Genomic DNA, 22651 nt, shown 5'->3' with positions numbered 1-22651 from the left:
TTCCCATAAATGTGATGAATTAACCTTTCAGAAAACGGTTGAAGCGCTTACAATAAATTCGGTTTTTTATGATACTCTTTTAATTAAAATATGGAAAATCACAATCAGATTTAAAACTTGTTCTTCACATCCGTTCAAAGAGAGATATGAAGAACAAGTGAATACCTTTTGTAAATTCAATCTTCATCTACTGAAATTTGTGGAGCTAACTTGCTCTCGAATTAATAATTAGATGTAGATTGTTCACCTTGCATGATTTTCACACCGGAACTTGCGCCAATACGAGTTGCTCCTGCATCGATCATTTTTTGCATATCTTCCAGACTACGCACGCCGCCGGAAGCCTTAACACCTACATTTGGACCAACGGTACGACGCATCAAAGCGATATCTTCTGGCGTTGCTCCACCTGTAGAGAAACCTGTGGACGTTTTGACAAAATCAGCTCCAGCTTTTACTGCTGCCTGACATGCACGTACTTTCTCTTCATCCGTCAACAGACAAGTTTCAATAATGACTTTCACCAAAGCTTTACCCGCTGCTGCTTCAACAACTGCACGGATATCCTGCTCCACAACGTCATCTTTTCCGTCTTTCAACGCACTAATGTTGATGACCATATCCACCTCAGTAGCACCTTTGGCGATGGCGTCTTTGGTTTCGAACGCTTTGGTCTCGGAAGTGGAAGCTCCCAGAGGGAAACCGATCACGGTACAAATATCTACGCCAGTACCTTGAAGCTGTTCAGCAGCATAAGCAACCCAACCCGGGTTAACACATACAGAAGCAAACAGATATTGTTTCGCTTCTTCGGTCAATTTGGCCATTTCACTTTGTGTTGCATCTGCACGAAGCAAGGTATGATCTATCATTTTGGCTAATTGTGATGTAGTCAATTGAATCTCCCCTTATCTGAACTAGTTATTTTCTATATCCCTACCCTAACATGAACATATGTAAAAATCAATATGAACTTTTGTTCATTATTGAAATCTTAACACATTCCATGAAAACTTCATCAAACAGAAGGATTGCCTGACCGGGCTGAAATCGTACAATATAGCTTCTGCCTAAGAAAGCAAAACATCCGCCCATGTTGCGTGGCAGATGTTGTCATCCCTTGAATTATAATCGAAGCAAAGCCTGAGCTGTGTATTGGTCAGTTACCAAAATGTTGGCGTAGTGACCTTTGAGTGCAGCATGAATGGCTTCTATTTTACGCTTTCCTCCGGCCACGAGAATCGATTTTTCCTTATTTCGCAGCTCGGCCAGATCAATTCCGACGGTTCTATTGTTAATTTCTTCACTGATCAAACGGCCCTCGGCATCAAAAAAACGTGAACAAATGTCACCTGCACCTGAATGCATCAGTAATTGCTGTTCTTCTTCATTAAAGTACCCTAGCCTGAACAAAAGTGCATCTTCCTTCACTGTACCTACGGTAAACATGGCAATATTCGCCTGTCGGCCCAGCTCCACAATTCTGCCTATGTGCCGGTCTGCTTCTACCATTTTTTTGACTTCAATATTGTCGAAGATCACGGGCAACGGCAAATATCGTGGAACCGTATGGAACGCTTCCGCAAATAAATGAACAATCTCTGCCGCATACGTATTCACATGGGAATGGCTTACGCCTCCCTTAAGTTGAACCACTTCCACACCTTTGACCTGCTTGGGACGCAGCTGACGGGCTACGGCGTTCATCGTTGTCCCCCAGGTTACACCAATAATGTCCGCATCTTGCACCGTGTCCTGTAAGTAATCTGCTGCTCTTTTGCTAATATGTTTCAAAATTTCCTCATCACTCTTCAACGGGGCAAAACATACAAGCGCAGTATCCAGATCGTACTTGGCTTTGAGCTCCCCCGCGATAATGTCGATATCCTCCAGCGGGTCCATAATTTCAATACGAACGTATCCACGATCTTTCGCATATTGGAGTAACCGCGATACCGTTGGACGGGATACCCCCAACCTGACCGCAATATCTTGCTGGCTGTAATCCGATTGATAATACAATTTCGCTGCTTCAATGCTTAATCGTTGCTTCTCCAGATCCATTCCCATAAGCGTTCATCTCACTCATTCCTATTATCGTTCGATTTCACCTTCACCCATGTATTATACATGATTGAGTACCAGGTCACTATCCACGTATAAAACGTTACTAAAGATGCATACTACATCGGTCGCTTACTCGTGGGGCCCTTTTTGGTAAATAACATCTTAGAGAGGAAGATCCGTATGTCTACATTATTGTATATTACTTCCCATCCTCATGATTATGAAACGTCCTTCAGCATGGCTGCTGGTAAAGCGTTTGTGGATGCATATCGTGAAAGCCATCCTTCGGATGAGGTTATTCATCTCGATTTGTATCGCTCAGAAATTCCTCATATTGATGCAGATGTGTTCAGTGGGTGGGGTAAACTTCAATCCGGCAGTGAATTGACCTCTGGTGAGCAGTCCAAGGTTCAACGTTTGAATGAATTATCCGATCAATTTGCCTCTGCTGACAAATATGTTTTTGTAACACCGATGTGGAACTTCTCTTTTCCTCCAATTATGAAGGCTTATATCGACTCCATCTGTGTAGCTGGTAAAACGTTCCGGTATACGGAACAGGGCCCGGTCGGATTACTGTCCGACAAAAAGGCATTGCATATTCAGGCTCGCGGCGGCATTTATTCAGAAGGACCTGCGGCCCAAATGGAATCCGGCCATCGTTATTTGAGTATTATTATGTCTTTTCTGGGCGTTCCCAAGCTTGAGGGCATCTTTGTGGAAGGACATAACCAATACAAGGATCGCGCTGATGAGATCAAACAGAAAGCCATCGAAGAGGCTCGTACGCTCGCCAAACAGTTTTAACCCTGTTATCCTATATCCGCGAATATAGCAACACACAACAACAAACACAAAACCCGCATGCCTACCACTGGACAAATTCCAGAGGCGGTACGCGGGTTTTTATTTTTTTATGATCATTGATAGAGCTTTTATTGAAGTCCTGCGCTGGAACGGCTCATGGTTTCAAGTTTGCGAGTAATGGCATAGCGATCCACTTTGAGTCCCCAAATGGCTTCAATAATCTGTTCTTTCTCTTCAGGACTATCGGCATGCTTCAGTTGCATTAACAGATCATGCATTTGTTCATTAATTCCTTCAAATTGATTCCAAAGATCTTGTCTGACTTCGGTTGAATCCAGATGGTGATTTGCATCCACTTCTTCTTTCAGCGCCTGCAAAATGGCCTCTTTCCACTCCTCATCACCAAGTTGTTTCGCTATGTTCAGGAGATCCAGATAATCGTCAACAAGAAGAGAGTTCAATTCAGCATGTTTTTTCATCGTTTATTGCATCCCCTTTGCATCTATTTACCCAGTATTATACTCGGTATTTCAGGAGATGCAATACTTGTCGAAAAAAGTTAGTTATTGTATTAGGGACTTTTGGATGATTATGGGCCAAAATGAGTGCTTAATTAACAAACTTTTGTGATCTATGTTTCGTTTCGTTAAAAAGTAAGCTTGGTATGTTCCTGTGCCTTTTCTACAAGCAACCGACACAAAATAAATCCGATTAGCACATATACACCAATCATGCTCACAATGCCAATCCACCCCAGCTGGCTGTATAGTAGCCCCCCTCCGGTTCCACTGAAGCTTGATCCCACGTAGTAGAAAAACAAATACAAGGCATTGGCCTGGGATTTGTGCTGATCCGCCACGAGACCAACCCAGCTGCTTGCGATGGAATGTCCGCCAAAGAAACCAAAGGCAAACAAGGCAAGTCCAACTATTTTGATCCACAACTCAGGATGAACAGTACAAACTGCACCGGCCAGTATAATACCGAGCGCAATTCCAAGGACATTTGATCTTCCATACCGATCTGCAAGCCTTCCCATCCAGGTGCTGCTCAACGTACCCATAAGGTACACGACAAAAAGGCTGCCGACAACGGACTGGCTTAGATGATAAGGTTCTCCTGTCAATTCAAATCCGATGTAGTTGAACAACGTCACGAAGCCCCCCATCAAAAGAAAGCCCAGCCCGTATAGGCATAGTAGTCGTGGATTCCGACACTGTGACCACAAAAGCGGAATGATCTTTTTGAATCCAGGAGTTGCTTTGACAAAATGGCGGGATGGCGGGATGACAAGCCAGAAGATAACAGCCGCACATAGACCTAAAATTCCGATAAAACCAACTGCAGCACGCCAACTGAACCAGTCTGTGATCACGCCGCTGATAAAGCGACCCGCCATACCTCCAATCGAATTCCCGCTGATGTAGAGGCCCATGGCATACCCTAGACTGGTAGGCTCAATCTCTTCCGACAGATATGTCATGGCTGTCGCGGGCAGCCCGGCAAGTGCAACTCCCTGGAGAATGCGAAGCAAAAGCAGCTCGGTAAATCCTGGGCTAAACGCGCTAATCATAGCAATAATAGATGAGATAACTAGAGCTGCTGTCATAATAGAGCGTCTTCCCAATGAATCGGATAAGGAACCGATGAACAACATGGTCAGTGCCATGGCAATCGTTGTAACTGAGAGGGTAAGACTGGAATGTGCAGGCGAGATCGCAAATGCCTCGCTAATTTCGGGCATCAGGGGCTGGAGGCTGTATAGTAACGCAAAAGTCACAAAACCTCCGGCAAACAGCGCAAGGCTAATGTTACGAAACTTCTTAGTTCCCTGCTGAATCATGATATTCCAACTTTCTCGGGCAGGAAAGCTCCATGATCGGCTGCTGACTGATCGCTTGGCTGAAGCCTTCCATTAATCGTTATTTGATGAACAGTTTACGCTCCATATGAGTCAAAAACTCATATCCATCCGGAGTTACAACAACCGTATCCTCGATTTGGAAGCCACCAGCTCCGAGCTCATAATATGGTACCTCCACACATAGCACCATACCGGGCTCCAGTATGCGCTGGTCGCCAGGAGAGAGGGTCATGTCGTCGTACAGTTCCAAGCCAATGGCATGACCAACATGCTGACGTCGGTAATGGGGAATTCCCTCACGCTGCACGCGAGACACAGCCGCATGGAATACGTCCGAAGCCTTGACGCCAGGGCGTACGGCTTCAAGCGCCGTTTCCCATCCGCTTTTTACTGCATTAAAATGCTTTTTCATCCAGGGAGTTGGCTCTCCTGCCACAACAGTACGTCCTGTATCTCCCCAGTATCCTTCCAGCTGCAAGCACAGATCAAAGCGGATCTGATCCCCTGACTCAATGGTATGAAAATAATTTTCGATGAGCGGCAGCGCACTGCGCGGACCCGCCCCTACCGCAGTCATTGCAGGAGTCCCGCCTGCTCTCATCACAGCTAACCGATAATGGTCGGCGAGCTGTTTCTCATGAACACCGGCTGCGATCAGATCAATCAGCTCTTGCTCAATTCGTTCATTTACTTGGGCTGCCTGTCGGAGTTGCTCAATCTCGAAAGGCGTCTTGACCAGACGGATTTGGCGAAATATCTTATAAGCGGGAACAACCGCTCCATGAGGCGCCTCCTCCTTGATCCGTGCTAAAAGTTCTGGAGCGATTCGCATCTCATCGATTCCAATCGGTTGATTCTCAATGTCGAGTTGTTTCAGTGCAGCTTTAAGCGCTTCGATCGGTCCCGGATGAATGACTGTCGTTTGCAGCAGAGAGTAGAACAGATCAATATCATCCGTAGAAGGTTTGCCTTCGATTGAACCTTCCACGAAGAAGTCACTGTAGGCAAATATATCTACTTCCGTGATACCGAATTGAGCCACAACGCCCAAACGATTTGTCGGAATGACGATACATGGCCGAGCGGATCGGTCGGCAGGCAGAATGGCGTATATCTGCATGGTCCAGTTGCTCGCGCGTAGCTGGGAGCCAATGACATAATGAATATTTTCCGGAGTTGTTGCGATCAGGGCACTAAGTCCCTGAGTTTTCATTACATCTTCCGCTCGGTCCCGGTTTATACCGGAACTGCGGGATATATGATGTGAATTGTTCAAGATTCCGACCTCCTTTTGTTTTTCCTGCCTCCAAACAAACTCTCAAGTCCGGGTACTGAGCGCAGTACAAGCTTGATGATCATGAACAAGGCCAGTGCAAAAGCGATAAGTACGACGGAAACAACAGCGATTGTCGGGTCCTGCCATTTCTCCATGTACAGGAACAGTTGTATCGGTAGGGTGTAGCTGTCCTGACGAAGCAGCAGTAATGCAGCCTCTACCTGGTCAAAAGTGAAGACAAATGCGATTGACCCTGAAAGGAGCAGAGATAGTCTAAGCTGTGGCAAGGTGATTGTAAAAAAGATACGCAGTGGACCCGCTCCAAGGTCTGCTGCCGCCTCTCGGTGTGCGGGCTGCAGGTTGGCCAATGCACTGCCTACAAGCGTTAGCACGAATGGAAGCACGATGACCGCTTCACCCAAAATGAGAGCAAACAATCCGCCTGCAATATGCATTTTGGAGAACAAAATTAGATACGCAATACCCAGCGTAATTTTTGGCATAACCATTGGGGATACAAAAAAGGCTCTCAAGATGCCGGCACCCGGGAAAGGGTAATGTACGATAGCCAGCGCCGCAAGTGTTCCGGTAATCAGTGCCAGCAGTACCGCTCCAGTGGAGGCGATCAGACTGTTTTTGAAGGCAACGAGAAATTGAGTCTGCTCTCCCAGATTTGCATACCACTTCAGGGTAAGACCTTCGGGAGGAAATTTACTGGCCGATCCGGAACCTACAGATGTCAAAAGGATCATTAGCAATGGCAATAGTAGATAAACCGCCACGGCCCCTGCAAATATATAGAGCAGCAGCTTGGTGAGCCTGTTGGACTTAACCATAAGCCTGACCTCCCTTCCGGGAACGACGGAACATCAGCATTTCCGCTCCTTTATTGACTATAAGTGAAACGATGATCGAAGAAATGAGCAGGAACATACTTGCTACCGCAGCCATCGGCCAGTTGGTGTCCAGTGTTCGCTGGTAAATAAATACCGGCAGTGTCATGACCCTGCCTCCGCCAATCAATTGAGGCGTTGTAAAGGCCGTGAGGCATAGCGTGAATACAATCTGTACCCCGCTAGCAATACCTCTCGCTGATAAAGGCAGTGTAATCGTCAGGAATGTCCGCCAGCTTCCTGCTCCCAGATCCTGAGCAGCCGCTTTTAGCGAAGCGTCACTTTGCGACAATACATTCAGGATCGGAAAGACCATGAACGGCAGAAAAATATGAACAAGTGCGATGACCACACCAGTCTCGTTATATATCATGCTGAAGCCTTCATCCGTAATTCCAAGCCGTATGAACAACCAGTTCATAAAGCCCTGTTTGGATAGCAGCAGCTGCCAGCCATAGGATCGAACAACCGCGCTGACCAGCAGCGGAAGAAACGTAAGCAGCAGCAACCATTGCTTCATACCCGGTTTCTTCAGTCCGGCAATACAATAAGCTAGCGGGTATGCAAGCAGCAGGCTCCACAGCGTAACCTTAAAGGCAACGCGAAACGTGGTGCCTATCAGTTTCCAATAGTACGGATCGGACAGAAAAGCGCGATAGGCGTCCCACTCCCAGCCCCGGATGAGCTTGCCATTTTCATAGATATCAAAGCTGTACCTGCCAAAGATGAGCAAACCACCCAGATACACGATGCCCATCAGGACCAGAGCAGGCAGCAGAAGCAGCAACTGGGTAATCCACCGGCGATTTTTGGATGAATACAGATTCACGATCCGATCCCCAATCCGATTCATATTCCTTCCTCCTGTACCGGATCTTGCAGCATTGGTTCGGATAACAAGAGCGCGTCCTCCGGATCAAAGCCAATCCGAATTGGCTCCCCCGGGCTAAAACGAGAGGCTCCCCGCTGATGCAGTACACTGGACTGAACCTGAAATCCCTCAGCAATCTGGATTGTGTAACGAATGTTCGCCCCACCGTACACTGCTTCTACAACACGTCCATCCAGCTTGTTCAGGCAAAGGTTCGCCTCTTCTCCAAGTCGAATATATTCGTTGCGAATCGACAAGGAGTGTCCGGCTCCTACTTTGACAACTGAGGTTTCCTCACTTGTCTTCACCAGCAGCGAATGACCGAAGCATTCAACCCGGGTTCCATTCGAAACCTGTTCAAGCACCGTTGTTGCCAGAAGATTGGTATCGCCAATGAACTTGGCCACGAAGCTGTCTGCCGGTCTTTCATAGATTTCATCCGGCGCAGCATATTGCAGCAGTTTACCAGCGCGCATGACGCCAATTCGGTCTGACATGTTCATGGCTTCATTCTGATCATGCGTTACAAAGATGAATGTTCCACCGAACTCTCGTTGTATGCGTTTCAGTTCGCGCTGCATATCCAGACGCAGCTGCATGTCCAGTGCGGAAAGTGGCTCATCGAGCAGCAAAACTTCGGGTCTGTTGATTAAAGCGCGAGCAATTGCTACGCGTTGAGCCTGCCCCCCGGACAACTGCGAAACAGCTCGTCTGCCATAATCTCCGAGCTGTACCAGTTCTAACATTTCGTGTACCTGCCTCCTGATATCGGCTTTCGGTAACTTCTTCACCTTTAGCCCATAGGCGATGTTGTTGAATACGTCCATATGAGGAAAAAGCGCAAGCTGCTGAAAAATCATGTTGCTGTTACGACCATAGGCCGGGATGCCGGTTACATCCCGCCCCCCCAACATAATACTGCCCTGATCCGGCTGCTCAAGTCCGCCAAGCATCCGCAGCAATGTTGTTTTGCCGCAGCCACTCGGGCCTAACAGGGAAACGAATTCTCCCTTCTTGACCTGGAGTGACACATGGTTAACCGCCGCTCGCTCTCCGTAGATCTTCGTAACTTCTCTTGTTTCAATGGAAATGGGTTCTTGTCCACTGCTCATCTCTGTTTCCCTCCCGTCCATAACGGGTTCGAAATAGAACCCGTTATCGTGGTTTGTCTGAAAACCATCATTTATTGAAGTTTGGTTTTGACGAGTCGGTCCCATAGTTCCTTCCAGGAAGAGCTGTTCTGAGCAAGAACATCCCAGTCAGGATTAATACCTTTGCTCTGTGTTTCCACGGAGAAGGAAGGATCGTCCTTGTATTTGTCCGGAACAGCAGCAGTCGTGCTGGTTACCGGTGTACCTGTTGCTTCTGCATATTGTGACAGTGCCTCTGCGCTCAACAGCTCGTTGATAATTTCGTTGGCTACACGTGTCTGCTCAGGTGTTGATCCCTTCACAACCTGAAGTGTGTACGGGAAGGAAATGGCTCCTTCGGTCGGATATGCTACAGCGAGTGGGGAACCGCCATCGATCCATGTTTGTGCAACCTGTGCACTGAAAGGAGCAATCAGAGCATCTCCCGATTCCAGAAGAGCCTTCAACTGGTCATTGGATGTAACCAATGTACCGATCTGGTCACTGTGATCTGCCCAGAACTGGAATGCTGGCTCCGGATCCTCATACGATGCGCCAAGTTCCTGTCCTTTGACTGCAAGGAGTGGAGAAATATAGGAATAGAACATATAGTCCCAGAGTGCCGTTTTTCCTTTGAATTCCTCGTTATCCCACAGATCATTCCAGCTTGTTGGCGGTGTTTTTACAAGGTCTTTGTTATAGACGAGAGCGAAGCTCGAAACTCCCCATACAACTCCCTTATTGTCAGGCTTGTGGAACTGCTCCGGGATATCTTTGATATTGGTCACGATGCTTGTATCCAGTGGCTCCCACATATCATCGTTCAAGCCTTTTGCTGTCGCATCGGCGTTGAAGTAGCCAAAGTTGACAACTGGATTGTTCGGATCAGCCTGCTTGCCAGCGACCATTTTCGGATACATGACTGCATTGGATGATTCTTCAAAAGTAACTTCGACATTTGGATGCTCTTTAACGTAATTTGCAACCACTTCTTTTGGAACAACATCCTGATTGGAGCCAGCCCAGATAAACATGGTCAGTTTAACCTTGTCTCCGCTTCCTCCAGAAGAATCGGACCCTCCTGCAGTATTGGTGTTGCTGCTTGCTCCACCGCATGCAGAAAGCACCAGTGTACCGGCCAGTGTCAGTGAGGCGAGGCTAAGAAGGCGTTTCTTGTTTGATTTAAACATGTGAATTTCCCCCATCGATTAAGTTGGTTTTATGGATGTGACAAAATTAAATCATTTTCCTTCATGTAACTGATCACTGCAATCCTATTTTCTGACGCAACCCTTCCATAATGCCTGATATCTCATGTGGGGATACGGAGACGGACGTTGTTTGCTTTTCCTCCACTACTCCCATGGTCTGACGCTTCAGGTAGTCTCTGAGTGCAAGCGGAACATTCAGCAGTGCCTGATTCAGCGATACTTGCATCTCGTCAGTCCATATGGTCTCGAACTGCTTCCTTGTCCAGCCATAATCGAATTCTTCCTGCTGCCGTTCCCGCTTGGTCCGCAACTGTCTGGTCTCACTCTCGTTCAGGTTCCGGCCTTCTATGACGACACCATACAGTTCAAGAGCTTTTTCTGTGGATACCAGCCCTCTTCTAACATCCTCCAGAACCAGCAGTGGATCCCGATCAAATGGATCGCCATATCCACCTCCGCCCTGTGACAGGAATGTCACCGTCTCTCCGGGTTGAAGCAGCAACTCATCAATTCTTCCCAGATGATGTTCACTTGCACGTCCAGCATTGAGAATCGCTTCCCCATGGCTACCGACACCTCCGCCAAGCCTTCCCCACGGATGAAACTCCATACGCTCCATATTTCTAGCGGTCATTACGGTATCTGGTGTAAGAATTTTGACACACAGATCGATTCCGCTTCCACCACGGAAGGTTCCAGCACCAGCGGAATCAGCACGAAGGCCATAATGCTCTATGAGCACAGGCATCTCGGATTCTACTGTTTCCGCAGGAATATTTCGAAGATGACCCACTGCAAAATCCATGCCATCAATCCCGTCTTTCATCGGTCTTGCTCCTGAACCGCCGCATATTGGCTGGATCACGCCAACCTTTTTCTTGCCATCAGACGCATCTGTCATCGCCATCATAACGATGCATGCTTGTCCGGCTCCTGCGGCGGGAACCTTGCTTGCCTGAGCTTTTCCAAGAGCGCCTGTGATGACATCCATCAGCCGAATAAAGGTAGCTGCTCGTGCCCCAACCGCTGCCATCGGCTCCGGGTTGAGAACTGAAGCTGGCGGTGCGTAATTTTTCACCATGCGAATCATGCCCGAATTCCATGGGATCGTCGGATCGAGCGTACGGAAATAACGAATGAGCGCGGGAACCAGCATATAATGCCCCTGCTGATTGTGGGTAGGAATATTGAACGAAGCTCTGACCTGAGGGTCGGTACCGCTAAAGTCCAGGTGAATGTCACTGCCCGCTACCGTCATTTTGCAGCGCAAACGGATGGGATAACCGCCAGGACCTTTCTCCAGATAGTCCCAGAACTCATACGAACCGTCCGGGATCTCCTGTACGATGACGCGGGCCTTCAACTCAGCGTATTCCAACAAATGCTCAATGCCCTGCTGAATTCGCTCTACACCGTAGCGGTCGATAAGCTCTTCAAGTCGCTGCTCTCCCCGATTCAAGGCTGCCATAAGTGCCTTGAGGTCACCGAGGTTTTGCTCCGGAATGCGGCTGTTGTCCAGAAACATGCGCAGTATCTGCTCATTAAGAACGCCTGCTTCATACAGCTTGACTGGCGCAATTCGAATGCCTTCCATATGAATATCGTAGGCGCTTGGGGATACGCTCCCAGGTACCTTACCACCTACATCGGATGAATGAACGAAGCACATGCCGTATGCGATGATTTCCCCTTTGTGAAAATAGGGCTTGATCAGATGAACATCCGGTAGATGTGTCACCATGCCTTTGGTGGAATAAGGATCATTGCAGATGACCAGATCTCCTTCCTTCCAGTCTGTAATGCTGTTTATGGTCGCCGCTGCGGGTATGCCAAGGGACAGATTGTAACCCGTTTCCAATGGTGAACCAAACGTTTCCCCGGATGGTGACAAGAGATAAGTTCCAAAATCGCCCGTTTCTTTAACAAAAGCGGTGAATCCAGTGCGCAGCACGACATTGGCCATCTCCTCCACCGCAGCCTGAATTCGGTTGTTGAAAATTTCAAGAAAAACCTTGTCGCCAATCATTGCTCCACCTCCCCAATCACATTCCCGTAACCATCCCGGTATACCGTAAAGCCAGGCGGGATGAAAATGGTTGTATCATATTCCTCCACAATAATGGGCCCGTGAATGGGCATATCCAGTGGGATCTGTCCCCTCTTTAGAACTTTTGCTGTTTGCTGTTGGTGGTCAAAAGTGATGATCCGTTCTTCTGCTTCACTCTCATCGAATGGCAATTCTGCCGGAGACGCCGTGCTTTGGGTGGGCAGAATGCCAACAATGGTTGCTCTCAGACTAACGAACATCACATCAGCTTCCGGCTGGCTGATGCCAAACACATTTTGGTAGAACTCATGGAATTTGTTCCTTGCTTTCTCGGGATCGACGATTTCTTCGGATGTGAGGTTAATCTCCAAATCAAAGGCCTGACCTTCATAACGCATGTCGGCGCTGTATAAGCAGTAGATCTGTTTCAGTTTCACTCCGCCGCGGGCTTCCTCTTCAACCCAGCTACGCCCTTGATCTTCAAGTCTGGTGTATAGATTCGCTAACTCGCCAGGCTCAAGTGTTTGACTGCTTTTGTGCAAGGTATGAACGAAATCATTGCGAAGGTTGGCAACTGTGCACCCCATGGCACAAAGTGTTCCTGGAGATGGCGGGATCAGCACTCGACGGATGCCCACTTCACGCGCCATGAGAAAAGCATGCATTGGCCCAGCTCCACCATAGGCGAGCAGCGTAAAGTCACGGGGATCAACACCCTTGCGTGCCATGAGCGGAGAGAACTGGGCATACATATTGGCGGTGGCCACATCAAGAATGGCCTGTGCAGTTTGCGTGGGACTTAGTCCAAGCCGTTCGCCAAGATTGCCCAGAGCACGTTCTGCAAGCTCCGGGTGGAGACGCATCTGTCCGCCAAGGAATCGATCAGCCTGCAAAATGCCCAGTTGCAAATAAGCATCCGTCGTTGTTGGCTCTTCTCCCCCACGATGATAGGAGGCTGGACCCGGATTGGCTCCTGCGCTTCGTGGTCCCACCTTGAGTACGCCTACGGAATCGAGCCAGGAAATTGAGCCCCCACCCGCTCCAATCGCGGTTACATCCACAGCGGGAATGATGACTGGAAAATCTCCAACCTTATTCTCGGTAGAATAGGCAGGCTCATTATCGATGAGGGCGACATCAACGCTTGTCCCGCCCATGTCGAACGTGATGACTTGACGAATGCCGGCCTGCTCGGCAATATGGGTTGCTGCGATTACACCAGAAGCAGGTCCGGACAGAAGAGTACGTACAGGCTCTTTGGCCGCTCTGGCTGCCGTCATGATTCCACCATTGGACATCGTGGATAGCAAATTGGCTTTCAAACTGTAAGCGCCAATTCCTTCTTGCAGGCGCAGAAAGTATGATCCCATGCGCTCCCCAACATATGCATTCATGGCTGTAGCAAGTGTGCGTTCGAATTCACGCTGTTGTGGCCAAATGGCACTGCTTCTGCAGAGAAACAGGTGCGGATGACGTTCCTTGATTAACTCTTCTGCGAGCTGCTCATGAGCAGGATTGACATAAGCGTGCAAGAAACTGATCGCCAAGGCTGTAATTCCCTCTTCCACCAGCTCGTCGACCACTTGAAGCAGTTGTTCCCGATTCAGTGGTTGAAGTATGTTTCCGTTCGCAAGCGTTCGTTCATGCACTTCCTTGACGAGATGTCTCGGAACAAGCGCATCGGTCTTGTCACCATACAGATTGGTTGTATCCTCCAGTCGGAGCCTCCGAATTTCAAGGATATCCCTGAAACCTTTGGTGACCAACAGACCTGTAACTGCGCCGTTACGCTCAATTAAAGTGTTAACACCAAGCGTTGTTCCATGCACAAACAAATCGATCTCATGAAGATCCACTCCGCTTTGCTTGAGCTGATCAAGTGCATTAAAAATCGCCTGTTCCGGAGCTGCTGCAATCGATGGTGTCTTCAGTGCCGCAATCACCCTGCCATGATTGTCCATAACCAGGGCATCCGTGAATGTGCCTCCGATATCTATACCTAATCGATAAATTGTTTTCACAAGCTCAACTCCTTTATCACCGGGTCTCATCCGAAGTTATATTAAGGTTCTGCATGGCAAAATATCGTTTGACATCCTCAATCATCTGGTTGATATGATTCACCATTGCCGCTTCAGCCTGTTCAGGTGAGCCCGCTGCTACAGCCTCCAGAATCTGCTGATGGTCCACGACCAGTTCGCTTCCTACTCTTTGCCTAATATAAGCTGTTTCCAGGAAATCACGGCTTGTCTCCCAGACCAGTTCAACCGCATGCAGAAGAATCTGGTTTTGAGCCGCATAAGCCAGCAGCCTGTGAAATTCCCGGTCCTCCTCGTAAGGAATCATATTCTGGGAAAGCAATTGATTCTGGGTAGCTATGGAGGCTTCAAGCAGAAATATGTATTCTTTTGAGGCTCGCTGTGCCGCCAGGGAAGCAATCTCCCTTTCCAGAGCCCTTCTGGCTACAAGGACATCAAGCAGAGCCTTTTCACCGGAATGGTTGAGCATCTGAATGAGCTGAGAATTCACACTTTTTTGCTGTAACTCCTTCTCCAGAATCTTGATTCGCTCCAGCCCCTGTTCGGTCAGAAGCCTTCCCTTACGTCCCTTCAGTAACGTGAAACCTTCAACGTCCATCTCCATAAGTCTTCTTCCGATTGTAGCCTGACTTAGACCGTACGTTTTGCCCAGTGTATGAACCAACGTGCTGGCCCCGATGGGAGCGCTCGCGTCCCGAAGCTGCTTCAGCAGTTCGTATTCCAACTCCAATTCGTTTAGCTCAGGACCCACTAAATCCACTCCTCATATATAATAATTGTAGTTCTTTTGTTGTTACTCACTGATGATTAACGACAGTATACCTTCAATCGATAATAATTTCAATAATTCTTACCCAATTACTATGTATTATTTTTTTCATCATATAGGACCCGTGTGATCCAAAATAAAAAAAGAGCAAATCACATCCTTTCCAGATTTTTTTCTGGAGGACGTAATCTGCTTTTGTTGAGATAACCTTTATATGCTTCGTTTGATTATAAATATTCAATTATGACTTGAGTTGTTGCAGCAGCTGTATGCGGTAGGCTTCACTTTCAAGAGATTGGATTTCCTTGTATTCTTCCGCAGTAAGCACTTTAGGATCCCCTGCTGCCTTTGCGATCATGTACACCTTGGCGCTTTCCTCCACCACCTGGGTGCGGTAGTAGGCTTCGCGCAGGTTTTTACCTGTCGTAACCAATCCGTGGTTGACGAGAATGAGCGCTGTGTGCTCTTCAACCTTAGCAGCTACTGCATCAGCAAGAAGTTTGGTCGTGGGCAGAACATAAGGCACAAAGCCGATATCGCCCACTAGTGCAGACTGATCAGGGAACAAATGAGGCAATTCATTGAAAACGAGACTCAGGGCGATGGTGTATGCCGGATGTGTATGCACAATAGCCTGGATCTCCGGATTTACACGATAACTGTACAAATGCATTAATACTTCGGAGGAAGGACGTGTCGATCCGGCACGTGTCTCTCCTGTCGCAATATCAATCGCGATCCATTCGTCAGGCTCCAGATCCTCAAGTGCATAACCACTCGGCGAAAGCAGCATCGTTCCTTCGGAACGTGCGCTCAGATTCCCTCCTGGTCCTACCACTAGCCCTTGAGCAACCGCTCTGCGGGCATATTTGGTCAATTCTTCTCTTACCTGTTGTTCAGACATGATCTTCTCCACTCCTTTGACTTTTTCTATTTCAAGAGTTTGCAGAATCAACTTTTATCGCTCTAGTGCCAAAATACTCATCTAATGGGATCTGTTCGCCAAGGTTTGATTCAGGTTTTGGTAGATTTGGTAGCCTTCCAGCCATCTTGCGGTGTCTTCTGGCTCATAACTTTCGGGAGCAAAGGAAGAAGCCATAACTTCTCGTATCTCGGACAAGCTGCTTACTTCGCCATGGGCCAGAAATTGCAGCATGCAATTTCCGGCTGAAGTTGCCTCAGCAGGTCCTGCTATCACTGGAATACCTGCTGCATTAGCCGTAAATTGGCACAATAAACGATTATGCACACCGCCACCGACCATATGAATCACCCGTGGCCGGGTGCCAGTAATCAGTTCCAGTTCATCGAGAGTCTGTCTGAACTCCAGCGCCAAACTTTCGAGAATACAGCGCACAATGGCTCCGGTCGTTTCGGGTATTGCTTGCCCGCTGGCACTGCACTGCTGCTGGATTCGCAATGGCATGTCACCGGGTGCCAAATACACTCCATCACCTGGCAAGACATAACATTGATGAGCGGTTGCCGAGGCAGCAAGCTGGACGAGTTCCTCATGGGTAAAACGTTGATTCTCCCGTTCCCACTGCCGTTTGCACTCCTGCAGCAACCACAGGCCTGATCGATTCTTCAAGGTTCGCACCTTGCCATTTACCGTACCCTCATTGGTGAACCCTAGTTGACGACTACGATTATCCAATACCGGACTGTCGCGTTCCACGCCCATCAGAGACCAAGTGCCGCAGCTAATAAAGGCAAATTCCGAATCTGTCGCAGGAATGGCTGCCAAGGCAGAGGCAGTATCATGTGAACCTACAGATATCACTTGCATCGGCCCAGTCTTCAACTCTGCACACAAGTCATCCGTTAACTGCCCCAGCACCGTGCCTGGCTGTACGAGAGGTGGAAATAACGTCTCCGGGATACCCAGACGGCCAATCAGTTGTTCATTCCAACGGACCTCGCCGGCATGCAATAGTCCGCTTGTACTGGCAATTGTGTACTCGCTGGCCTGCTGACCAGATAGATAATAGTTAAATAAATCTGGCATCAATAACATGCGCACATCTGGCCGCAGACCTTCCGAGTGCTCGCGCACACTTCCAAGCAGTTGAAATACGGTATTAATCTGTTGTGGCAGCACACCGGACATGGAATACAACTCTTCTTCATTCACCATGCGCAGAACTTCTTCCATCCACTTCGCATTACGCGATTCCCGGTAATGGCGGGGGTTGAAGCATAATCTTCCTTCCCCGTCCACTAATCCATAGTCGACTCCCCACGTATCCACAGCGATGGAACGGACCGGTTGGGAGATGCCTTGCATGCCCTTTACAATCCCTTGTTTCAGTTCGTGGAAAAGGCGCAGGAAATCCCAGTACAATCCATCCCCCAGGTGTACAGGATCGTTACTGAATCGATGCACTTCCTGTAACGAGAGCTTGCTCCCGTCAAAAGTCCCACGGACCACCCGGCCGCTTCCGGCACCGTAATCTGCCGCAAGCACATGTGTTGCTTCATTGCCCATTCTTCCAAGCCTCCTTAGCCCTAGGCGTTAAGCAGTAATCAAGTTCTGAACACAGCTCTCAAGAGAACGCCATGCTACCTTTATTTCATAAGGAACATGGCGTATGACAGGAATGGAATGTTGCTTTTAACGATACAAAGGTCCAAATACACTGCACGCCCGGTAATCGGCACTTTCCGGTTCACTTGTGCCAAACAGTCCCCAGGCACGCGGACGGAAAATCTCAGATTCCGGTACGTTATGCATACTCACCGGGATACGAAGCATGGAGGCAAGTGTCAGCAAATCCGCTCCGATATGTCCATAAGAGATGGAGCCATGGTTCGCACCCCATTGATTCATCACTTCATAGACCGAAGTAAAAGCCCCTGAGCCCGTCAGAACAGGTGCAAACCAGGTGGATGGCCATGTCGGATCTGTACGCTGATCCAGCGTATCATGCACATCCTCAGGAAGGTCGACCGTGTAACCTTGAGCCACTTGCAGTACTGGCCCTAGTCCTTTAACTAAATTAAGACGCGTCATCGTAACAGGCATGCCGCCCTTGGTCAAGAAATCCGCCGAATAGCCGCCGCCCCGGAAATATTCGACGGATGCCGGCCGCCATGAGGTCGCTTTCAGGCAGTCCTGAACCTCTTCATCTGTAATTTCCCAGAAAGGCTTAAGCACAGGCTCACCCGCTCTTGATTGTTGCCCTGTACCATCCAATGCCGCAGAACCGGAGTTGATCAGATGCAGAATACCGTCCTTTGCATTTCCTTCCAATTGGTGTCCTGTCACGCGTTTTACCGAATCTGGGCTCCAATAGGTGCGTACATCTGCAAAAATCTGCGCGGTATGTGTAAGCAAGGAACCAAATAACATCGACACACCATTCAGGCTGTCGTTCTCTGTTGCCACCAGATAAGGCGCGCGTTTGCCATTCCAGTCAAATGATGAGTTCAGGATAGACTCCAGAAAATCTCCGTTGGGTGAATGATCTGTCCACTGTCGTTGTCCCTGAAACCCGGAGACAATCGCGTGGTGGCCCATGGATTCTTCTGTGAAACCCAGCTCGGCCAGCTTCGGATTGCCTGCCATCAGATCACGCACGATCTGGGTCATCTTCACAACCGTTTCCCATTCATATTCTTTGCGTTTACGGTCTGTCTGCAGATGGGCAGGATTGTTGTCCGGTCCTTCACTACAGTTCTCCTTCACCCAAGCCAGTGCCAGCTTATACTCCTCAGGATCGTAGATTTCTTCCTCTATACGACGAGTCAGCTCACTCATATCCACATATTCATTTCGCATGCCCAGATACTCCTGGAAAAAGGAATCGTTCACGATGGAGCCAGCAATACCCATGGATACTGAGCCGATGGATAGATAAGCACGTCCCTTCAAGGTTGCAGCGGCAAGGCCCGCACGGCTGAAACGAAGCAACTTCTCACGAACGTCATCAGGAATCGTTGTATCTCCTCCATCCTGAACGTCTTCACCATAGATGCCAAAAGCCGGAATCCCCTTCTGTGCATGGGCAGAGAGTACTGCTGCCAAATATACTGCACCCGGACGTTCAGTTCCGTTAAAGCCCCAGATCGCCGTGGGAATGGATGGAGACATATCCATCGTTTCTGTTCCATAACACCAGCAAGGTGTGACGGTAATGGTCACGCCCACGTTTGAGCGACTGAATAGTTCCGCTGCTGCCGCTGCCTCGTTCACACCACCAATACAGGACTCGGCAACGATGCATTCTACCGGCATACCATCGGGATAACGAAGTTCTGCTGAGAGCAGCTCGGCAACAGAAGTTGCCATGCGCATCGTTTGTTCTTCTAACGATTCGCGAACACCCTTGCGTCTGCCGTCAATTGTTGGACGAATACCAATCTTGGGAAATGCCTGTTTATAACGGTAATCCTGATGTGTCATACTAAAACGTCCTCCTTCAATGGTTTCAAGAATAGGTACGAATGACTTCTGACTTGTCCGTGTGCAGTTTTGATGGGGCAAATTATGGAGTCTCTTCCTTCTGTTCACCGATACCCGAGGTAACAAACTACCATTGCATGTCACGCTTATTTTTTATTATGAATGCGTTTACAAATACCTAATCAAATAAACCGCTCTATATTATTGACTCCGTTATGCTGTCCTGCGCTGAAGTATGAAGGAAGCGATGTGAGCTAAAATGTAGAGCGGTTATACTGAAATAAATCAACTTTTTGTATAATTAGGGTTATCGGTAACCCTAACATAGCATGAGCCTATCTTGCTGTCAATTGGCATTATCCTATAGAATGGAAAGACTACGTTTCGGAAAGGTCAGATTCTATTGATTACCATTTATGATATTGCCAAAAAAGCCAACGTCTCCGCCATGACCGTCTCCAAAGTTATCAATCAAACAGGGCGGATTAGCCCGGCTACACGCGAGCGTGTACAACAGGTCATCGAAGAACTTGGTTACATACCCAACTCGAATGCACGGAGTCTTGTGCTGCAACGGACTCATATGCTGTCACTGTTGATTACGGATATTACCAACCCCTTCTATACAACGCTGGCCCGGGGGGCTGAGGATGCTGCCAATCTGCGTGGTTACCGTCTCTTGTTCAGCAATAGCGACGAGGATTACGACAAGGAGAAAAATTATGTGGAAACCATTCTGTCTACCCGCGTCGATGGTGTACTGTTTGCACCTGCAGGGGACCGCTCGCTGAATCACTTGAAGCAGCTGCAGGAACGTAACATTCCGTTTGTCATTTTGGACCGCACTGTCCCCGGAATCACCTCGGATGTGATCGCTGGAGACAGCCGAGATGGGGCGCTTCAATTAGTTCGATATCTTACGAATCTCGGACATCGCTGCATTGCTTTGGTTAATGGTTCTTCCGAGGTTTCGACTGCGCGGCTGCGAGAAGAAGGGTACATGGAGGGACTCCGGGAAGCCGAGCTACCCTTTGATGAAGGCTTAATCCTTCGAACAGGCTACCGGGATTTCAGCGATGAAGTGGGTATCGACAGTTTGCTTGCACATGAGCACAAACCTACAGCCATATTTGCAGCAAATAATATGCTTGCCATTGGCGTCATTCGACTTTTACGTAAACGGGGACTTCGTGTTCCAGAAGATATTTCGGTCGTCTGTTTCGATGATCTGGACCTGGCTTCGGCCTTTGATCCTTTCCTTACTGTTGCTGCACAGCCTGCCTATGACTTCGGTTCTATCGGCATGCAAATGCTAATCGATCGAATTGAAGGCAAAGCGCCTGAGCAACCACAGACCGTCATTATGCCATCTGAAATGCGTATTCGCGCTTCGGCCTCTGTACCTTGCGAATAAACAGGAATTTAATTGAAGATCAATCGTATCTTGAGAAAAAATGCTTTGTTAAAACAAATAACAATAACAAATAGGACGCATCGGAGAATCTCTCTCTGACTGCGTCCTGTTTCTTTGTATGAAATGTAACCTCTTATTTACGCGGATTCTATCCCTCGGATTGAAGTGCCAGAGCCACTTCCCGAACCAGTCCCGGGAACCAATCCATTAACGCTTCAAACGTATAGCCCGCCTGCTCTGCTTTGGAAGTATCCATTGTCCAGGATTCCGAGATTCCAAAGGGTGACATATCTTCTTTGATCGTTTCGGTCAGTACCTGAGATTGCATGCCGGTTACCGTTTCGATCAATTTCATCATTGACGAGAGCGCAATAGCACCTTTAGAAGCTGCATTCACAGGTCCAGTAATGGAAGAATGACCAAGCCAAGCAAGAAATCTCGCGGCTTCCGTGGAGTTGATGAAACCAATCTCGGCGTCAGGATTTGGCATGCCGATGGGTTTTCCTTTTTGCACATGTTCAATATGAAAATGAAGTCTTCGTGTGTAATCATCAATTCCGAGTACAATCGGAATGCGCATCGCGGCCACCGGGAAATCCGCTTCCTGGAAAAACACAGCTTCCGCAAGCCGTTTACCCTCTCCGTACGTGAAATCCTCGTGACTTCCGTATTGCACAGGATAGGTATAAGGATCGAAGTCGGCTTCCGTAAATCCAGGCTTGGGATCTCCGTAAACCGAGAGCGTTGATGTCAAAATATATCTTTGAGTCCGCCCCGCAAAAGCTTCGCAAGCTGACTTTGCCGCATCCGGCGAATAACAGATGTTGTCATAGACAATATCCCACAAGTCTGTTTGCGCAACTTGGGTAAGAGATTTCGGGTCTTCACGATCCATTTTAATCCGGTTGACCTCTGGTCCAAAGTCTACATCCGTTTTACCGCGAGTTGCGACTGTGATTTGAGACTTTCCTTCCCACAGTAAATGATCAACCAGACGTTTGCCGAAGAACCGTGTCCCACCAAGTATAAGTACTTTTTTCATCCGATAAAACCTCCTAACCTATTCTGGTCATGCGTATCTTATTGAAACCTTCATTAATGCAGTGCTGTCTGTGTTGTTGCAATATTTTTAGGTATGTTTACCGTGATTTCACCATTCGGAGCATCGTATGTGCTCCACGCTGGAATTCGTATGAACTTTTCTCTTCAGAAATAATACATCCACGTTCTTCCAGTATAGCCTTTAGTTCATCCATGTGCTCATAACGTTTGCCAGACAAATCTGCTGTAGGAAAAATCCGCAACTCGCGTTTGGTCACCCGCAACAGTTCAAGGATTGTCTGAAGATGAAAATCGGCATCGAGACGATCAGCATATGTAAACAGGAAATGCGCGGACAATGTCAGATCGAATTGTTCATCAGCAAAAGGTAAATCCGGCAATACAGAGGCCACATAACGGTCTGGAAAACGTCTCATATCCGCTACACAATCGGTGATTGCACGTCTACGTTCTTCTTTCAAGCCATGGATCGAACCGTAATCATCCCATCTATATTTGTCTTGTACTTGTTCCATTTGGTTCATTGTATGTTCAATATCCTGAAGTCCCTTCACTTCCAGTTGGTCGATCTCATGTTCATAGGCAATATCCGCTGCCATGGAATCTGCACCGTATTCTCGCGCACGGCTGCTGAATGAACAAGCCCCACCGGGACAATCGAGAATGGACTTTCCTTTCATTTCTTCCTCGGTCAGGTTGAACATCTTCATATATTCCTCAAAGGTTCGCCCGATAAAAATAATCTGTGCCAGCTCCAGGCCGGCTGCTCTGCTCTTCTGCTCATCTTTGCTCATCT

General features: G+C 48.2%; 19 protein-coding genes. 2 read left to right on the top strand and 17 right to left on the bottom strand.

The genetic code is table 11. The annotated features are described in order from the left end of the window. Positions 1-221: 221 nt before the first annotated feature. The gene (gene deoC, locus MHB49_RS16745; RefSeq protein ID WP_247903171.1) at positions 222-872 is read right to left on the bottom strand and encodes a deoxyribose-phosphate aldolase; all 651 of its coding nucleotides are present in this window, start codon (positions 870-872) and stop codon (positions 222-224) included. Positions 873-1125: 253 nt separating this feature from the next. Next, positions 1126-2064 carry a sugar-binding transcriptional regulator gene (locus tag MHB49_RS16740; protein ID WP_247902950.1) on the bottom strand — a complete coding sequence of 313 codons (939 nt, stop codon included), beginning with the start codon at positions 2062-2064 and terminating at the stop codon, positions 1126-1128. Positions 2065-2247: 183 nt separating this feature from the next. On the opposite strand from MHB49_RS16740, the gene MHB49_RS16735 reads away from it, so the two are divergent. Further along, positions 2248-2874, top strand: coding sequence for an FMN-dependent NADH-azoreductase (locus MHB49_RS16735; protein WP_405156961.1), 627 nt, complete (start codon positions 2248-2250; stop codon positions 2872-2874). 128 nt (positions 2875-3002) lie between these two features. Here the strand turns inward: MHB49_RS16735 and MHB49_RS16730 are convergent, their stop codons facing one another. From MHB49_RS16730 to MHB49_RS16670, 13 genes are all read right to left on the bottom strand, one after another. Then, positions 3003-3353 (bottom strand): hypothetical protein, encoded by a 351-nt coding sequence (locus MHB49_RS16730; protein ID WP_405156960.1) that lies wholly within the window; start codon positions 3351-3353, stop codon positions 3003-3005. 167 nt (positions 3354-3520) lie between these two features. Continuing rightward, positions 3521-4717: an MFS transporter gene (locus MHB49_RS16725; RefSeq protein ID WP_405156959.1), complete on the bottom strand. Its 1197-nt coding sequence runs from the start codon at positions 4715-4717 to the stop codon at positions 3521-3523. 79 nt (positions 4718-4796) lie between these two features. Beyond that, complete coding sequence (locus MHB49_RS16720) at positions 4797-6014, bottom strand: M24 family metallopeptidase (protein WP_405156958.1); 1218 nt, start codon at positions 6012-6014, stop codon at positions 4797-4799. Beyond that, positions 6011-6850 carry an ABC transporter permease gene (locus MHB49_RS16715; protein ID WP_247902945.1) on the bottom strand — a complete coding sequence of 280 codons (840 nt, stop codon included), beginning with the start codon at positions 6848-6850 and terminating at the stop codon, positions 6011-6013. Before MHB49_RS16715 ends, MHB49_RS16720 begins: the two co-directional genes overlap by 4 nt. After that, the gene (locus MHB49_RS16710) at positions 6843-7760 is read right to left on the bottom strand and encodes an ABC transporter permease (RefSeq protein ID WP_405156957.1); all 918 of its coding nucleotides are present in this window, start codon (positions 7758-7760) and stop codon (positions 6843-6845) included. Before MHB49_RS16710 ends, MHB49_RS16715 begins: the two co-directional genes overlap by 8 nt. Next, positions 7757-8890: an ABC transporter ATP-binding protein gene (locus MHB49_RS16705; RefSeq protein ID WP_405156956.1), complete on the bottom strand. Its 1134-nt coding sequence runs from the start codon at positions 8888-8890 to the stop codon at positions 7757-7759. Before MHB49_RS16705 ends, MHB49_RS16710 begins: the two co-directional genes overlap by 4 nt. A gap of 71 nt (positions 8891-8961) precedes the next feature. Further along, the gene (locus MHB49_RS16700; RefSeq protein WP_405156955.1) at positions 8962-10098 is read right to left on the bottom strand and encodes a PotD/PotF family extracellular solute-binding protein; all 1137 of its coding nucleotides are present in this window, start codon (positions 10096-10098) and stop codon (positions 8962-8964) included. Between the two features lie 73 nt (positions 10099-10171). Further along, positions 10172-12145 carry a hydantoinase B/oxoprolinase family protein gene (locus tag MHB49_RS16695; protein WP_405156954.1) on the bottom strand — a complete coding sequence of 658 codons (1974 nt, stop codon included), beginning with the start codon at positions 12143-12145 and terminating at the stop codon, positions 10172-10174. Further along, complete coding sequence (locus tag MHB49_RS16690) at positions 12142-14187, bottom strand: hydantoinase/oxoprolinase family protein (protein ID WP_405156953.1); 2046 nt, start codon at positions 14185-14187, stop codon at positions 12142-12144. Before MHB49_RS16690 ends, MHB49_RS16695 begins: the two co-directional genes overlap by 4 nt. Before the next feature lie 16 nt (positions 14188-14203). Continuing rightward, a complete protein-coding gene (locus tag MHB49_RS16685) occupies positions 14204-14956 on the bottom strand; it encodes an FCD domain-containing protein (RefSeq protein WP_405156952.1) in 753 nt (250 codons plus the stop codon). 259 nt (positions 14957-15215) lie between these two features. Next, positions 15216-15878 carry a class II aldolase/adducin family protein gene (locus MHB49_RS16680; RefSeq protein ID WP_405156951.1) on the bottom strand — a complete coding sequence of 221 codons (663 nt, stop codon included), beginning with the start codon at positions 15876-15878 and terminating at the stop codon, positions 15216-15218. A gap of 81 nt (positions 15879-15959) precedes the next feature. Continuing rightward, complete coding sequence (locus MHB49_RS16675) at positions 15960-17462, bottom strand: rhamnulokinase family protein (RefSeq protein ID WP_405156950.1); 1503 nt, start codon at positions 17460-17462, stop codon at positions 15960-15962. A 126-nt stretch (positions 17463-17588) separates the two neighbouring features. Beyond that, complete coding sequence (locus MHB49_RS16670; RefSeq protein ID WP_405156949.1) at positions 17589-19379, bottom strand: L-fucose isomerase; 1791 nt, start codon at positions 19377-19379, stop codon at positions 17589-17591. A gap of 403 nt (positions 19380-19782) precedes the next feature. Here MHB49_RS16670 and MHB49_RS16665 point away from each other — a divergent pair, with 403 nt between their 5' ends. Beyond that, on the top strand, positions 19783-20793 hold the full coding sequence (locus MHB49_RS16665) for a LacI family DNA-binding transcriptional regulator (RefSeq protein WP_405156948.1): 1011 nt from the start codon (positions 19783-19785) through the stop codon (positions 20791-20793). A gap of 148 nt (positions 20794-20941) precedes the next feature. On the opposite strand, the gene MHB49_RS16660 is transcribed toward MHB49_RS16665, so the two are convergent. Together MHB49_RS16660 and MHB49_RS16655 are read right to left on the bottom strand one after the other, a co-directional pair. Next, complete coding sequence (locus tag MHB49_RS16660; RefSeq protein WP_405156947.1) at positions 20942-21835, bottom strand: NAD-dependent epimerase/dehydratase family protein; 894 nt, start codon at positions 21833-21835, stop codon at positions 20942-20944. 97 nt (positions 21836-21932) lie between these two features. Next, complete coding sequence (locus MHB49_RS16655) at positions 21933-22649, bottom strand: SAM-dependent methyltransferase (protein WP_405156946.1); 717 nt, start codon at positions 22647-22649, stop codon at positions 21933-21935. Positions 22650-22651 lie beyond the last annotated feature (2 nt).

Source organism: Paenibacillus sp. FSL K6-0108, assembly GCF_045040695.1.
Classification (GTDB): Bacteria; Bacillota; Bacilli; order Paenibacillales; family Paenibacillaceae; genus Paenibacillus; species Paenibacillus pabuli_B.
This window is presented reverse-complemented; position numbering and strand designations above follow the sequence as displayed.